Below are 14,869 nucleotides of genomic sequence, written 5' to 3' on the forward strand. Positions count from 1 at the left end.
TATCGGGTAAGCTGCGCGCAAAACCCTCCCTGGAACAACCATGCTCAGCGCGCTCCCCGACCTCAAATTGCTGCGCATCTTCGCCTGCGTGGTGCGCCATCAGGGCTTTGCCAGCGCCCAGCAAGAACTCAACCTGTCGACCTCGGCAATCAGCACCTACATGAGCCAGCTCGAAACTGCGTTGGGCATCGTGCTGTGTCATCGCGGACGCGGCGGTTTCAGCCTGACCAGCAAGGGCGAGCTGTTTCATCAGGAAACCCTGCGGCTGTTGGGCGAGCTGGAAGGCTTCGAGCGCTACGCCGCTGCGCTCAAGGGCGAGCTGCGCGGCACGCTGAACCTGGGGGTGCTGGACTCGACGGTCAGCGACCGCGCGCTGCCCTTTGCGGAAGTCATCGGCGCCTACAGTGCAGAGCATCCGGCCGTGCATTTGCACCTCGCCGTGATGAGTCCGTATGAACTGCAGCTGGGCGTGCTGGACAACCGGCTGGACCTCGCAATCGGCTCGTTCTCCACCCGCATGAACGGCCTGCTCTATCAGCCGCTGTACCGCGAGCAGCACTGGCTGTACTGCAGCAATCGCCACACGCTGTATGCCGAACGGCGGATTCCGGAACCGGTCATCACTCAACAACGCATGGTCGGGCGCGGCTACTGGAGTCAGGCCGAACTGGCTCGCCACGGCTTCAAGCACAGCGCCGCGACCGTCGAGAGTATGGAAGCGCAGCTGATTCTGGTGCTGTCCGGGGCCTACATCGGTTACTTGCCCGAGCATTACGCGCAGTCGTGGGTGGACTCCGGGCACCTGCGCGTCTTGCTGCCGGCCACATTCGGCTATCAGGCGCCGTTTTCGATGATCCTGCGTCGCGGCCGCAGCCGTGAGCCGCTGATTCAGACCTTTCGCGATCTGCTGAAAGCGCAGCTCAATCCACTGTAGGAAACCGACGATGTCCCGTGCCCGTTGTGAACGCTGCCTGCGCCCGACCGATCACTGCCTGTGTGCGTTGATTCCCGCGTTGGGCAGCCGGACGCGCGTGTTGATCCTGCAGCACCCCAGCGAAGTCAATCACGCGCTCAACACGGCGCGCCTGGCAGCACTAGGCCTGACGAATGCGGAATTGCAGGTGGGGGAGATGTTTGAGGATCTGCCGCAATGGCTGAGCCGGCCCGGTTACCGGGCCTGTTTGCTGTTTCCAGGGGAGGAGGCTGTTGCGTTGAAGGCTTACAGTGCCGACGACGTGTCCGTGCTGCTCGTGGTACCCGATGGCACTTGGCGCAAGGCGCGCAAGCTGCTGCACCTCAATCCTCTGCTGGCAGCATTGCCCAGAGTGATGCTGACGAATGCGCCAGCGTCACGCTACCGTCTACGCAAAGCGCCGGGGCCCGACGCGTTGTCAACGCTCGAGGCCATCGTCCATGCGCTGCATACGCTGGAGCCGGAGACGTCATTTGATAGCTTGTTGCGTCCGTTCGATGCGCTGATCGACGGGCAGATCGCAGCGATGGGCGAAGAGACCTTTCGCCGCAATCATTCATGAAAACGGGCTGAATCAGCCGTTGAGCGAGGAGGGCATGCCTGGCTGATATGCACTGACCGCCTGCATGCGACGGATATAGACCTCGGTTTCACGAGCAGCGTCTTCCTTGCTCATGAACGGACCTTCGAGGGTGTTTTCCCGGGTGCTGAAGAAATACTGGCCATTGACGCGGGAAACGCGGTCGCTGCGAAAACGGACGGTGGGGGCTGCATCTTGTTCACGCTTGCTTAACATGGCCTTCTCCGGGCATTGGGTGGGTACGCGAGTGATCTGAATGGGCGACAGCCGCCGCCACAGCGTAAGTCAGAGCATTTGAATAGTAGCGTTGTTAACGGTTCCATCAACGTGCGAGCCCACGCGCCACTGCTGACCGCTCGGGCATCACATTCAGCGCTTGCCCAGTGCCTCGGCGTCACGAATCCACTGCTGACGCTGCTCTTCGGTAGAGGTGCGCACCGGCGAAAACTCCGTGAGCCGCGTGGTCTTGATGCCGCAGAACTCGAGGATCGTCCTGACCATCTGCCGATGGGCCGGGGCTTTGAAAACCCAGCGGAAATAGCGCGAAGGCGTGTCCATTGTCACCAGCAATTCCGCTGTCCGGCCCTTCAGCAACTCATTGGACGGGTGATGCCTGCCGTGGGCTTTGAAAGCAAAGCCGGGCATGAACACCCGGTCAAAGAATCCACCAAGCAGGCTCGGCAGCCCGCCCCACCAGACGGGATACACGAACACCAGATGCTGCGCCCAGTGCACCTCGCGCTGGGCTTCGAGCAGATCGTGTTCAAGCGTCTGTGCGGATTCATAACCACCCCGCAGCACCGGGTCGAAATCCATTTCATCAAGCTTGAGCACCCGCACGACATGACCTTTGCTCCGCGCGCCCTGGGCATAAGCCTCGCCCAGCGCGTGGCCGAGGCTGATGCTTTTCGGCGTGCCGATGATCATCAGAATGCGTTTGCCATAGCCTTCCAGTGGCGTGGCGCCGCTGATGGGTTCAGCCATTGCTGCCAGCCTCGAGCATGTGTTCCGGGCGCACCCAGGCGTCGAACTCGGCGTCGGTGAGGAAGCCCAGTTGCAGCGCCGCTTCGCGCAGGGTCAGCCCTTCGCTATAGGCTTTCTTGGCAATCTGCGCCGACTTGTCGTAGCCGATGTGCGGGTTCAGCGCGGTCACCAGCATCAGGCCGCGTTCCAGATGCTCGGCCATCTTGGCGGCATCCGGTTCCATGCCGGCAATGCAGTGCTCGTTGAAGTTGCGGCAGCCATCGCCCAGCAAGCGGATCGATTGCAGCAGGTTGTGGATGATCACCGGCTTGAACACGTTCAGTTGCAGGTGGCCCTGACTGGCAGCGAAGGTGATCGTGGTGTCGTTGCCCATGACCTGACACGCCAGCATCGACAGCGCCTCGCACTGGGTCGGGTTGACCTTGCCCGGCATGATCGAGCTGCCCGGTTCGTTGGCCGGCAGCTTGACTTCGGCCAGGCCGGCGCGAGGGCCGGAACCGAGCAGACGCAGGTCGTTGGCGATTTTCATCAGCGTCACGGCGAGGGTTTTCAGCGCGCCGGACAGCGCGGTCAGCGGCTCATGCCCGGCTAGCGCGGCAAACTTGTTCGGCGCGGTGACGAAGGGCAGGCCAGACAGCGCAGCCAGTTCAGCGGCGACGGCTTCGGCGAACCCATGGGGCGAGTTCAAACCCGTACCTACGGCGGTGCCGCCCTGGGCCAGTTCACATACGGCCGGCAACGCAGCGCGGATGCTCTTTTCGGCGTAGTCGAGTTGGGCGACATAGGCCGACAGCTCCTGGCCGAAAGTGATCGGCGTAGCGTCCATCATGTGCGTGCGGCCGGTTTTCACCAGCTTCATGTGCCGTGAAGACTGCTCGGCGAGGCCGCTGGACAATTCGGCGATCGCCGGCAGCAGCTGTTCTTTCACTGCTTGTACAGCGGCGATGTGCATCGCGGTGGGGAAGCAGTCGTTGGAGCTCTGCGAGCGATTGACATGGTCGTTGGGGTGAACCGGCGACTTGCCGCCGCGAACGCCACCCGCCAGTTCGTTGGCACGGCCGGCGATGACTTCATTGACGTTCATGTTGCTTTGCGTGCCGCTGCCAGTCTGCCAGACCACCAGGGGAAACTGGTCGTCGAGCTGGCCTTGCAGCACTTCGTCGGCGGACTGCTCGATCAGGTTGGCAATGTCGGTGGGCAAGTCGCCGTTGCGGTTGTTGACCCGGGCGGCGGCTTTTTTGATCAGTGCCAGCGCGTGCAATACGGGCAGTGGCATGCGCTCCTGGCCAATGGCGAAGTTGATCAGAGAACGCTGCGTCTGCGCCCCCCAGTAAGCGTCTTCGGGGACTTCGATCGGACCTATGCTGTCGGTTTCGGTACGGCTCACTGGACTCTCTCCTTAAGATCGATTTGCGCAGTTTAGTAACCAGGCGAGCCGGTGGGGTTCCCCGTGGCTGCTGTGCGGTCGGAACAGGTACGGCCAGTGTGCGACAAAACGACCGGGGCGGTCGCCCTAAACCTGCATACGGGGGAGTGCGTCAGGTCCGCGGGATAACCGCTCGTAGGGTCGGGGGTTGAGGGAAATGCGCAAAGGGGCGCAGAATGGCCGCCCTTGGGGTTCTGCCTCGCCTGCTAGATAAGGAAACTCGATGACCCGTCTTCGTGCCATTTGTGCTGCGGTTGCTCTGGTATGTGCCAGCGGCCAGGTTCTTGCCGATACCGCCAGCCATGAAGCCAGTGCTGTAGCGTTCCTCAAACTGGCTCACGCCGATCAACTGGGTGCGCCGGTTTACATGCAAGTCCAGCAGATGTTCGCTCAGCGTTTTGCTGAAACCAAAGCGCCTGCGTCCAAGCAAGCCACCCTCGAAACCTACCAGGGCAAGGCCAACGCTGCGCTGGATCAGGTGATCAGCTGGCCAAAACTGCAGCCTGACATGGTCAAGCTGTACACCTCCAACTTCAGCGAAAGCGAGCTGAAAGACCTGGTTGCCTTCTACCAGTCTCCACTGGGCCAGAAAGTCCAGGCCAAGATGCCGCAGATCAGCCAGCAGTCGTTCCAGCTGACCCAGAGCAAACTGGAAAGCGCGGTGCCTGTGGTCAACAAGCTGCTCGCCGACATGACCAAGGAACTGACCCCGGCCGGCGCCAAGCCTGCTGCACCGGCTGCTCCTGCCAAGAAGCCATAAGCGAAGCCTGACATGAGCATGCAACAGCGAATCGAATCCGCGTTGACGGTCTTTCAGCCCGAGTACCTTCAGGTGCTCAACGAAAGCCACATGCACAGTCGCGGCACGGACACTCACTACAAGGCGGTGGTGGTCAGCGAGCAGTTCGCTGGCCTCAACGCAGTCAAGCGCCATCAGAAGGTCTATGGCCTGCTCGGTGGCCTGATGGGTGAGTTCCACGCTCTGGCGCTGCACACCTACACCCCTGAAGAATGGGCGAAGCTCGGCTCGGCGCCGTCTTCCCCGACCTGTGCGGGTGGGCATGACTGACCCGCGCCGCCCGAAGCCGTTGTACAGGTTTCGGGCGCTAGCGGGCGTCACGCCGGCAGTGGGCCGTAGGCGCGATAGGCCTCGATTAACGTATCGAACAGTGTGATGTCCGACCTGCTTCGTGCGATGAGCTGCGCCCCCGCGACGGCCGAGAAAATGGCGCGCGCGCGGACGTCGCTGTCGGCTTCCTCGCAGTATTTCGCGGCGACCAGCAGTCGCCTAAGCCAGGCAATATTGACCTTGGCAAACGTCTGAATCTCCTCGGCCATGGCCGTGGGCAGATTATCGGTTTCCGCCCCCACAAAACTCGCCAGACACAGCCGGTTGTCGGTCTCCAGCGAGCGACGAAAAATTTCGGGGAATCGGCGCAATGCCTCCGCCGGATCCGGCGTCTCCTCGGAAATAGTCTCGAGGGCAGCGGCACCATCTTGCCAATACCGCTTGGCAACGGCGATACCTAGATCGGCCTTGCTCGGGAAGTGGTAGTAGATGCTGGCTGGCTTGATGCCAACCTCTTGGGCGAGATCGCGAAAATTCAGTCCGTTGTAGCCCTGTGACTGGGCAATGTTTCGAGCAGCCAGAAGTATGGCTTCGCGGGCGTTGATGCTCATTGTCGTGCCTTTCATGGGTCGGACGAGTTGCTGTGGAACCGGCCATCTTAAAGCAAATGTCCAGGCAATCGTCCTCACACATATGACGTGCGGATCCAGATGGATCAGGCGGAAGGTGAATCCAGTTCCGGTATGCCACTGCTGCGATCAGCGTAGGCGGCCTGGAAACTTGGGCGCTTCTGCCAGCGCTGCCAGTAGCTATCGAGATGCTCGAAACGCTCGTCCAGCGGGGTCGCGTTTACCGGGAACTTGGAAAAGGCAATGGCAGTGGCCAGCGTGATATCGGCAAACGTCGGTTCGGCGCCTCCCAACAGCCATTCGCGACCGTCGGCCAGATGACGATTCACCAAGGCCGCGTGCATCAGTGCCTCTTTGCGGCAGTGCTCACCCCATGCCTCATTCTTCGTCAGTTCCAGTTTGAAACCGAGCCCGGTGTGCAAGACGTGAAAAGCCGTGACGATGCGATACAGGATATGCACCCAGATGCGGTTATCCCACATGTTGTCCAGGCCTTGCTCCAGCGGGGTTTCTCCCATGATCTTGCGGCCGGGGTAGGACTGGTCGAGAAAACGGACGATGGCCGCTGTTTCGGAAATAAAGCTGCCATCTGCCAGCTGGAGTGTCGGGGTTTCGCCCCATGGGTTCATGTTGAGGTGACGCCAACCGCGTTGTTCGCCACCGGGCGACATGTCATAGACGGTTTCATCGAATTGATCGGCGATGCCCTTTTCGTGCATAAACAAGCGCAGCCGTTGGGGATTGGGGAACGCCGAAGGAGAGGTGAATAGCTGCAGTCTGGTCGTCATGGCGCTGTCCTGTAATGGAAGATTAAGCACCTAACGGTTGTTAGGTAGGCCAACCTTAGGCTTGAATACCGCCTCGGTCAATAGGCTACCTAACATTCGTTAGGTTTGGTTTTGTCTTGCGTTACTGAGCTCTCACGTCGGATCGGCCGTCAGCTTCGGTTGATCAACCTCCCTGACTGCTCGCCGTCGATTCTTGATAGAATCCGCGCCGCGTTGCCCGGTCGGCACGCGCTCATCTGAATCAATCACCCGGTAGGCCCTTTGCGAGGGTCACCACCTGGAGACGGCACATGACCCAAACCGCACCCATCGTTGTCGCGGCGCTGTACAAATTCGTCACCCTTTCCGATTACGTCGCACTGCGCGAGCCACTGCTGCAGGCGATGGTCGACAACGGCATCAAAGGCACCTTGCTGATCGCCGAAGAAGGCATCAACGGCACCGTCTCCGGCAGCCGCGAGGGCATCGACGGCTTGATGGCCTGGCTGAAGAAGGACCCGCGCATGGTCGACATCGACCATAAGGAATCCTACTGCGACGAGCAGCCGTTCTACCGCACCAAGGTCAAACTCAAGAAAGAGATCGTGACCCTCGGCGTGCCGGGCGTAGACCCGAACAAGGCCGTGGGCACCTACGTCGATCCCAAGGACTGGAACGCGCTGATTGCCGACCCTGAAGTGCTGCTGATCGACACGCGCAATGATTACGAAGTGTCGATCGGCACCTTCGAAGGCGCGATTGACCCCAAGACCACATCATTCCGTGAGTTTCCGGACTACATCAAGGCCCACTTCGACCCGGCCAGGCACAAGAAGGTCGCGATGTTCTGCACCGGCGGCATCCGCTGTGAAAAGGCCTCCAGCTATATGCTTGGCGAAGGCTTCGAAGAGGTCTATCACCTCAAGGGCGGCATTCTCAAATACCTGGAGGAAGTGCCCCAGGAAGAAACCCGCTGGCAGGGCGACTGCTTCGTGTTCGACAATCGCGTCACCGTGCGCCACGACCTGACCGAAGGCGACTACGATCAGTGTCACGCCTGCCGCACACCAATCAGCGCAGAAGACCGCGCCAGCGAGCACTATTCGCCGGGCGTCAGTTGCCCGCATTGCTGGGATTCACTGAGCGAAAAAACCCGCCGCAGCGCCATCGACCGGCAAAAGCAGATCGAATTGGCGAAGGCGCGCAATCAGCCGCACCCGATCGGGCGCAATTACCGCGCGCTCGACGGCCAGGCCATTGAAACTCAAAGCAACGAGGGCTGAGCCATGTCCACCCGCCTGCTGTATGTGATGGACCCAATGTGTTCCTGGTGCTGGGGATTTTCTCCGGTGGCCGAAGCATTGGTCGAGCAGGCGGGAGCGGCGGGGGTGCCGTTGCATCTGGTGGTGGGCGGGTTGCGCACCGGCAGTGGCGCGGCGCTGGAACCGACGACCAAACGCTACATCCTCGAACACTGGCAAGCGGTGCACGAGGCCACGGGCCAGGCGTTCCGTTTCGACGGCGCCTTGCCCGACGGTTTCGTCTATGACACCGCGCCTGCCTGCCGAGCGATTGTTGCGGCGCGCAGTCTGGCCCCGGACGTCGCCTGGCGGCTGGTCAAGGAAATCCAGCAGGCCTTTTACCTGGACGGCCGCGACGTGACCCACGGCTCGGTGCTGGCCGAGCTGGCCGAAAAAGCCGGCTTGCCGCGCATCGAGTTTGCCGAAGCCTTCGACAGCGTCGAGCAGCACACCGCGACTGCGTCGGATTTCTCCTGGGTTCAGGACTTGGGCATCGCGGGTTTTCCGACATTGCTTGCCGAGCACAACGGCCAGTTGGCGCTGCTGACCAACGGGTATCAACCCCTTGATGTCCTTGAGCCCTTGCTGGGTCGCTGGCTGGAGCGTAATGCCAGTGCCTGATGTCGAGAATCCGGATCGTCGCAGTGCCGCACCATCGGTTGATGAGCATCCCGCCGTTGATCGCTTGAACTGGGCGCAGATCCGCCGCCTTGCCCTGCAGCACAGAAAATCGCTGTGGGTGGCCAATGGCGTCGCGGTTCTGGCCGTGCTCTGCTCGGTGCCGATACCGCTGCTATTGCCGCTGCTGGTCGATGAAGTGCTGCTGGGCAAAGGCAATTCGGCGCTGATCTTCATGAATCAGTTCCTGCCCGACAGCCTGCACAAGCCTGTCGGCTACATCGGTCTGATGCTCGTGGCGACACTCTGCCTGCGCTTGGGCGCGCTGGTGTTCAACGTGATTCAGTCGTGGCTGTTTGCCGGCCTGGCCAAAAACATTGTCTACCGCATCCGCACTCGCCTGATCGAGCGACTCAAGCGCATCTCGCTGAGCGAATACGAAAGCCTGGGCAGCGGCACGGTCACCGCGCACCTGGTGACGGATCTGGACACCGTCGACAAATTCGTCGGCGAAACGCTCAGCAAGTTTCTCGTGGCGATGCTTACCCTCACGGGCACTGCCGCGATCCTGATGTGGATGCACTGGCAACTGGCGCTGCTGATTCTGCTGTTCAACCCGCTGGTGGTGTTCGCCACGGTGAAACTCGGCAAGCGCGTTAAGCACCTCAAGAAGCTGGAAAACGACAGCACTTCGCGCTTCACCCAGGCGCTCACTGAAACCCTCGACGCGATTCAGGAGATCCGCGCCAGCAACCGTCAGGGGTATTTCCTCGGATTGCTCGGCCTGCGCGCCCGGGAAGTGCGTGATTACGCAGTGTCGTCTCAATGGAAAAGCGATGCGTCGGGCCGGGCCAGCGGGTTGCTGTTTCAGTTCGGCATCGACATTTTCCGCGCTGCCGCGATGCTGACGGTGCTGTTCTCCGACCTGTCCATCGGCCACATGCTCGCCGTGTTCAGCTACCTGTGGTTCATGATCGGTCCCGTCGAACAACTGCTGAACCTGCAGTACGCCTACTACGCGGCGGGCGGCGCACTGACCCGGATCAACGAGCTGCTCGCCCGTGCGGACGAGCCTCAGTTCTTGGGGCAAACCAATCCGTTCGAAGGTCGGCAGACGGTGAGCATTGACGTGCGGGGTTTGAGCTTCGGCTACAACGACGAGTTGGTCCTCGATAAACTTGACTTGTCGATCAATCCGGGCGAGAAGGTCGCCATTGTCGGTGCCAGCGGCGGCGGCAAAAGCACGCTGGTCCAGTTGCTGCTCGGCCTGTACACCCCCCAATCCGGCGTCATTTGTTTTGGTGGCTCACGTATGCAGGAGATTGGTCTGGACACCGTGCGCGAGAACGTCGCGGTAGTGCTGCAGCATCCGGCGCTGTTCAACGACACCGTCCGCGCCAACCTGCTGATGGGGCGCGAGCAAGACGACAGCGCCTGTTGGCAGGCGCTGGAAATTGCGCAGATGGATGCCACCATCCGCGCGCTGCCCCTCGGGCTGGACAGCGTGGTCGGGCGCTCGGGGGTTCGGTTGTCTGGTGGCCAGCGACAACGGCTGGCCATTGCGCGCATGGTCCTGGCTGACCCCAAGGTGGTGATTCTCGACGAGGCCACTTCTGCCCTGGACGCTGCCACCGAGTACAACCTGCATCAGGCGCTGAACCGTTTTTTAAGTGGCCGCACCACGCTGATCATTGCCCACCGACTGTCGGCAGTGAAACAGGCGGATCGGGTACTGGTGTTCGATGGGGGGCGCATTGCCGAGGACGGTGACCATCAGCAGCTGATTGCAGACGGCGGGTTATACGCCCGGCTCTACGGACACCTGCAACAGGTGTGACTCAGCCTGTGGGGTTCCGAAGGTTCATGGTGAAATGGCGTATCGCCACTGGACCACGTCAATTGTTGGGCTATGCTTCGCGTCGACGCCCACCGGAAATGTGAGAAGCGTCATGTTTACGTCTCACCACTCAATTGGCTGGTTACGTCCTGTAATGGATGTGAGAGATTGTCTGCTGCATCGTGGAAATTAGCGAAGTCCCTCAGGCTCCAGGAAGGTTGCCTGGCAGGGGGGCTGAGTATCTGGCAGTGCTGATCAAAGGGACACCATGAAGCAAAAGCGGATTCTCGAGAAGCCTCGCCTTCTGGGCATCGTATGGCCATTTATCGCCGTTGTGCTGTTACAGGCACTGCTCGGCTGCGTCAGCCTGTACATGATGTCGGCGGTGCGCAGCTATATCGGCGGGGAGAGCCTGTGGTCGAAGGGCCAGAAAGACGCCATTTATTACCTGAATCTCTACGCCAACAGCCGCGACGACATTAATTACCTGAAATACCAGAAAGCCATTGCCATTCCCCAGGGCGGCCATGACCTGCGCCTGGCCATGGATCAGCCGGTGCCCGACATCGCGCGCGCCAAGGCCGGGATTCTGCAAGGTGGCAACCACCCTGACGATGCCCAGAGCATCATCTGGCTTTATCTGAATTTTCAGCACTTCAGCTACCTGGAAAAGGCCATTGACCTGTGGAAGGTCGGTGACAACTACCTGGTACAGCTCGATGAAGTCGCCCGGGAAATGCATGCGCGGATTCAGGAAGGCAACGTCACCAATAGCGAGGTCCTGGGATGGCGGCAGCGCATCAGCGCCATCAACGAAGGCGTCACGCCCGCGGCCATGGCCTTCAGCGACGCGCTGGGCGAGGGCTCGCGGGTCATCCTGCGAATTCTGCTGGTGGTCAACCTCGCCACCGCGCTGTGCCTGATCATCCTGGCGCTGCTGCGCACCCATAAGTTGCTGGAGCAGCGCCACGCCTTCGCGGTCGCGCTGCAGATGGAAAAGGAGCGTGCGCAAATTACCCTCGAGTCCATCGGTGATGGTGTCATCACCACCGACGTCGACGGCTCCATCGTCTATATGAATCCCGCCGCCGAACTCATGACTCACTGGAAGAACGAGCAGGCGGCCGGTCTGCCGCTGGCCGCGCTGTTCAGCCTGCTCGACGAGAACGATCAGAAAGACACCTCGACCCTGATCGAGCGCATGCTCAGTGGCAATCTGGGCGGCGGCAGCGAAAGCTCACGACTGATTCAGCGCCTGGACGGCAGTACCGTTTCGGTCGCGTTGGTCGGCTCGCCGATCCGCACCGAAGGCAAGGTCAGTGGCGCGGTGCTGGTGTTGCACGACATGACCCAGGAGCGTCAGTACATCGCCAACCTGTCCTGGCAGGCGACCCACGATGCGCTGACCGGACTGACCAATCGCCGCGAGTTCGAATACCGCCTCGAGCTGGCCCTCAACGGCCTGGCCGAGCAGCCGGCGCAGCATGCATTGATGTTCCTTGACCTCGATCAGTTCAAGCTGGTCAACGACACCAGCGGTCATGCCGCGGGTGATGAGCTGCTGCGGCACATTTGCACGCTGCTGCAGCAGGGCGTGCGCGAAGGCGATACGCTGGCGCGCCTTGGGGGCGACGAGTTCGGCATCCTTCTCGAACACTGTGCGCCGGAGGCCGCTGAGCGCGTGGCCGAAAGCCTGCGGCAAACGGTGGAAAGCCTGCACTTTGTCTGGAAAGGCCGGCCTTTTGTCACCACCGTCAGCATCGGTCTGGTGCACATCGACGAGGTCCCGACCACGCTGGAGACCTCGCTGCGCGCCGCCGACATGGCCTGCTACATGGCCAAGGAAAAGGGCCGCAACCGGGTTCAGGTCTACCACGACGACGACTCTGATCTGTCCACCCGCTTTGGCGAAATGGCTTGGATTCAGCGCCTGCACATGGCCCTCGAAGACAACCGCTTCTGTCTGTACTCCCAGGAAATTGCAGCACTGGGCCGCAACGCCGTGCAAGGCCCTGGCCATATCGAGATTCTGCTGCGGCTGCGCGACGAGTCCGGGCGCATGATCCTGCCGGACAGTTTCATCCCCGCCGCCGAGCGCTACGGCATGATGACCACCCTGGACCGCTGGGTCGTGCAGCACGTTTTCATGATCATCGCCGACTGTCTCAAGTCCGGACACGGCGAAGGGCCGATGGCCGTGTGTGCGATCAACCTGTCCGGCACCAGCATTGGCGACGACGCATTTCTTGAATATTTGCGACAGCAGTTCCAGATCTACGCAATCCCCCCTGAACTTATCTGTTTTGAAATCACCGAAACCAGTGCGATCGCTAACTTGGGCAGCGCCATTCGGTTTATCAATGAACTCAAAAGTCTGGGATGCCGTTTCTCTCTGGATGACTTCTGTGCAGGCATGTCGTCATTTGCGTACTTGAAGCACTTGCCTGTGGACTTCCTGAAGATTGATGGCAGTTTCGTAAAGGACATGCTCGACGATCCGGTCAACCGGGCGATGGTGGAAGTGATCAACCATATCGGGCACGTGATGGGCAAACAGACGATCGCCGAGTTCGTCGAGAGCCCTCAGATAGAGCAGGCGTTATTGGAAATCGGTGTGGACTACGCTCAGGGGTATGTTATCGAGCGACCGCAATTATTCACCTGTGAATGTCTGCACGCACGGCCCGCGAGGCAGACCCCCCTGTTGTTCAGCGCTCCCGGGACTTTTCGCTGAACACACCCTACGCAACTCACATAAGGAGCTACACAGTGATCGATATGTTCATTAGAACCGGTCCGCTGATGGATGCCAGCAGTTACCCCGCTTGGGCACAGCAATTGATCAATGATTGCAGTGACGCCAAGGCCAAGGTGGTAGGGCATGAACTTTATCAACGCATGCGTGACGGGCGGCTCAGTTCTAAGACCATGCGCCAGTACCTGATTGGTGGCTGGCCGGTTGTCGAACAGTTCGCGGTCTATATGGCGCATAACCTGACCAAAACCCGATTCGCCCGACACCCGGGTGAAGACATGGCGCGACGATGGTTAATGCGCAATATTCGGGTCGAACTCAACCATGCCGATTACTGGGTCAACTGGAGCGCCGCCCATGGGGTGACACTGGAAGACCTGCAGGCGCAAAGGGTACCCTCGGAACTTCACGCATTGAATCACTGGTGCTGGCACAGCTGTTCGTCGGATTCGCTGGTGGTGGCCATTGCGGCGACCAACTACGCCATTGAAGGCGCCACTGGTGAATGGTCTGCGGTGGTCTGTTCCCAGGACACCTACGCAGACCTGTTCCCGCCGGAGACACGAAAGCGGGCGATGAAGTGGCTGAAGATGCATGCGCAGTACGACGATTCCCACCCTTGGGAAGCGTTGGAAATCATTTGCACCCTGGCCGGCAACAACCCCAGCGAGCAATTGCAGGCCGACCTGCGAATGGCGGTCTGCAAGAGTTACGAGTACATGTTCCTGTTCCTCGAACGGTGCATGACGCTGGAACGATCCCAGGAAGGTAACGGCTCGGTCCGGGAACACCGGATACCTGCTCGCGCCTGATCGGTCAGCCCGCCATTTCCAGGCGGTTGCGGCCCTTGCGCTTGGCGGCGTACAGGGCCGTGTCGGCACGGCGCAACATGCTGTCGGACGATTCGCCCGGCAGCAGCGTCGAGCAACCGAGGCTGACGGTCAGATCCAGAGGCCGTCCTGTCACCGGATAACTCAGTTGCAGTGCCGCACTGCGCAGGCGCTCACCCACCAGCGCGGCTGACTCACGACTGGTGTTGCTCAGCACGATAAGAAATTCCTCACCGCCAAATCTGAACACTTGATCGATGTTACGCAGGCGATCCTTGACTGCGTTGGTCACGGCCCGCAGCACTTCATCGCCCGTGGCATGGCCATGGGCGTCGTTGATGCCCTTGAAGTGGTCGATGTCCAGCATCAGCACCGACAGCGGTTGCTGCTGGCGGCGTGCGATTTCGAACTCGCGAATGAGCGACTGTTCCATGGCAATCCGGTTACCGGCGCCGGTCAGCGGGTCACGCAGCGCACTCAGGCTGGCATGGCGGTACAGCAGGGCATTGCGCAGGGGATAGAGCAAGCTCGACAGCAACGATTCGAGTTGCTCCAGCTCGTGCTCGGCAAAACGATGATCACGCTGGAACGAAAGCTCGCCAAGTTGGTTGCCTTCGTGCGTCATGCTGTACGTGGCGTTATGCCGGGCGCGTTCGCCGAGCTCCAGACGCAGATCGGTCGGCAGGTGTTTAAAGTTAAGGGCATTCAGCGGGATGAGCTGCTGAATGCTCTGGAAGAGCATCGACAGGATCTTGTCCGCTTCAAGGCTGGTTTGCAGTTGCAGGTCGAGCTGACGCCGGAGCTGCTCGTAATCGAGGGCAGGCCGAACGAGGCTGTGCTGCGGCGCGAAACCATGGCGTTGCAGCCGGGCGCTGTCGAAATCTATGGCATTGGTGGTGGTTGGAAAACTCATGGTTCCGCTCCTTCGCCTCTACGGGCTTGAAAAGGAGAGAGCGAAACTCGTGCCAATTCGACTGCCTGCGTGAAAAGCATTGTCAATCAATAAGTTGCGGCGGATTGTGACAGGTTTGGTACCTTTCGGCGCCTTGGATTTGACTTACGTATCGATTCCGAAGGCATTGGGCGATGCAAGATGACAG

The 14,869-nt window shown here is 60.5% G+C and carries 15 protein-coding genes; 9 read left to right on the forward strand and 6 right to left on the reverse strand.

The features are described from left to right. Nucleotides 1-40 precede the first annotated feature (40 nt). Both AC3ISG_RS06695 and AC3ISG_RS06700 read left to right on the forward strand, forming a co-directional pair. Nucleotides 41-934, forward strand: coding sequence for a LysR family transcriptional regulator (locus AC3ISG_RS06695; protein ID WP_489298801.1), 894 nt, complete (start codon nucleotides 41-43; stop codon nucleotides 932-934). Between the two features lie 10 nt (nucleotides 935-944). Further along, complete coding sequence (locus tag AC3ISG_RS06700) at nucleotides 945-1,535, forward strand: tRNA-uridine aminocarboxypropyltransferase (protein ID WP_489298802.1); 591 nt, start codon at nucleotides 945-947, stop codon at nucleotides 1,533-1,535. A gap of 12 nt (nucleotides 1,536-1,547) precedes the next feature. Here AC3ISG_RS06700 and AC3ISG_RS06705 read toward each other — a convergent pair whose 3' ends face one another. The 3 genes from AC3ISG_RS06705 to AC3ISG_RS06715 all read right to left on the reverse strand — a co-directional run bounded on the left by AC3ISG_RS06705 (nucleotide 1,548) and on the right by AC3ISG_RS06715 (nucleotide 3,924). Continuing rightward, entirely contained in the window at nucleotides 1,548-1,769 is a 222-nt protein-coding gene (locus tag AC3ISG_RS06705) for a DUF6316 family protein (RefSeq protein WP_489298803.1), read from the reverse strand. A gap of 153 nt (nucleotides 1,770-1,922) precedes the next feature. Continuing rightward, on the reverse strand, nucleotides 1,923-2,537 hold the full coding sequence (locus AC3ISG_RS06710; protein WP_122535668.1) for an NAD(P)H-dependent oxidoreductase: 615 nt from the start codon (nucleotides 2,535-2,537) through the stop codon (nucleotides 1,923-1,925). Further along, a complete protein-coding gene (locus tag AC3ISG_RS06715) occupies nucleotides 2,530-3,924 on the reverse strand; it encodes a class II fumarate hydratase (protein ID WP_489298804.1) in 1,395 nt (464 codons plus the stop codon). Before AC3ISG_RS06715 ends, AC3ISG_RS06710 begins: the two co-directional genes overlap by 8 nt. Before the next feature lie 262 nt (nucleotides 3,925-4,186). On the opposite strand from AC3ISG_RS06715, the gene AC3ISG_RS06720 reads away from it, so the two are divergent. Together AC3ISG_RS06720 and AC3ISG_RS06725 are read left to right on the forward strand one after the other, a co-directional pair. After that, on the forward strand, nucleotides 4,187-4,723 hold the full coding sequence (locus AC3ISG_RS06720) for a DUF2059 domain-containing protein (RefSeq protein ID WP_122535666.1): 537 nt from the start codon (nucleotides 4,187-4,189) through the stop codon (nucleotides 4,721-4,723). A 12-nt stretch (nucleotides 4,724-4,735) separates the two neighbouring features. Beyond that, nucleotides 4,736-5,032 carry a BolA family protein gene (locus AC3ISG_RS06725; protein WP_122535665.1) on the forward strand — a complete coding sequence of 99 codons (297 nt, stop codon included), beginning with the start codon at nucleotides 4,736-4,738 and terminating at the stop codon, nucleotides 5,030-5,032. 47 nt (nucleotides 5,033-5,079) lie between these two features. Here the strand turns inward: AC3ISG_RS06725 and AC3ISG_RS06730 are convergent, their stop codons facing one another. Further along, nucleotides 5,080-5,643: a TetR/AcrR family transcriptional regulator gene (locus AC3ISG_RS06730; RefSeq protein WP_122535664.1), complete on the reverse strand. Its 564-nt coding sequence runs from the start codon at nucleotides 5,641-5,643 to the stop codon at nucleotides 5,080-5,082. 104 nt (nucleotides 5,644-5,747) lie between these two features. Beyond that, complete coding sequence (locus AC3ISG_RS06735) at nucleotides 5,748-6,449, reverse strand: glutathione S-transferase family protein (protein ID WP_489298805.1); 702 nt, start codon at nucleotides 6,447-6,449, stop codon at nucleotides 5,748-5,750. A gap of 290 nt (nucleotides 6,450-6,739) precedes the next feature. Between AC3ISG_RS06735 and trhO the strand changes: the two genes are divergently transcribed. The 5 genes from trhO to AC3ISG_RS06760 all read left to right on the forward strand — a co-directional run bounded on the left by trhO (nucleotide 6,740) and on the right by AC3ISG_RS06760 (nucleotide 13,751). Continuing rightward, nucleotides 6,740-7,711, forward strand: a complete 972-nt coding sequence (gene trhO, locus AC3ISG_RS06740) for an oxygen-dependent tRNA uridine(34) hydroxylase TrhO (RefSeq protein WP_122622194.1) — start codon at nucleotides 6,740-6,742, stop codon at nucleotides 7,709-7,711. Between the two features lie 3 nt (nucleotides 7,712-7,714). Continuing rightward, the gene (locus tag AC3ISG_RS06745; RefSeq protein ID WP_122535661.1) at nucleotides 7,715-8,350 is read left to right on the forward strand and encodes a DsbA family protein; all 636 of its coding nucleotides are present in this window, start codon (nucleotides 7,715-7,717) and stop codon (nucleotides 8,348-8,350) included. Further along, nucleotides 8,337-10,184: an ABC transporter ATP-binding protein gene (locus AC3ISG_RS06750; RefSeq protein ID WP_272632062.1), complete on the forward strand. Its 1,848-nt coding sequence runs from the start codon at nucleotides 8,337-8,339 to the stop codon at nucleotides 10,182-10,184. The genes AC3ISG_RS06745 and AC3ISG_RS06750 overlap by 14 nt, the downstream gene beginning before the upstream one ends. A 268-nt stretch (nucleotides 10,185-10,452) precedes the next feature. After that, on the forward strand, nucleotides 10,453-12,918 hold the full coding sequence (locus AC3ISG_RS06755; RefSeq protein ID WP_489298806.1) for an EAL domain-containing protein: 2,466 nt from the start codon (nucleotides 10,453-10,455) through the stop codon (nucleotides 12,916-12,918). A 35-nt stretch (nucleotides 12,919-12,953) separates the two neighbouring features. After that, nucleotides 12,954-13,751 carry an iron-containing redox enzyme family protein gene (locus AC3ISG_RS06760; protein WP_122622188.1) on the forward strand — a complete coding sequence of 266 codons (798 nt, stop codon included), beginning with the start codon at nucleotides 12,954-12,956 and terminating at the stop codon, nucleotides 13,749-13,751. 4 nt (nucleotides 13,752-13,755) lie between these two features. Here the strand turns inward: AC3ISG_RS06760 and AC3ISG_RS06765 are convergent, their stop codons facing one another. Further along, on the reverse strand, nucleotides 13,756-14,682 hold the full coding sequence (locus AC3ISG_RS06765) for a GGDEF domain-containing protein (protein ID WP_489298807.1): 927 nt from the start codon (nucleotides 14,680-14,682) through the stop codon (nucleotides 13,756-13,758). Nucleotides 14,683-14,869 lie beyond the last annotated feature (187 nt).

The sequence above is a fragment of the Pseudomonas sp. GL_135 genome (assembly GCF_057834665.1).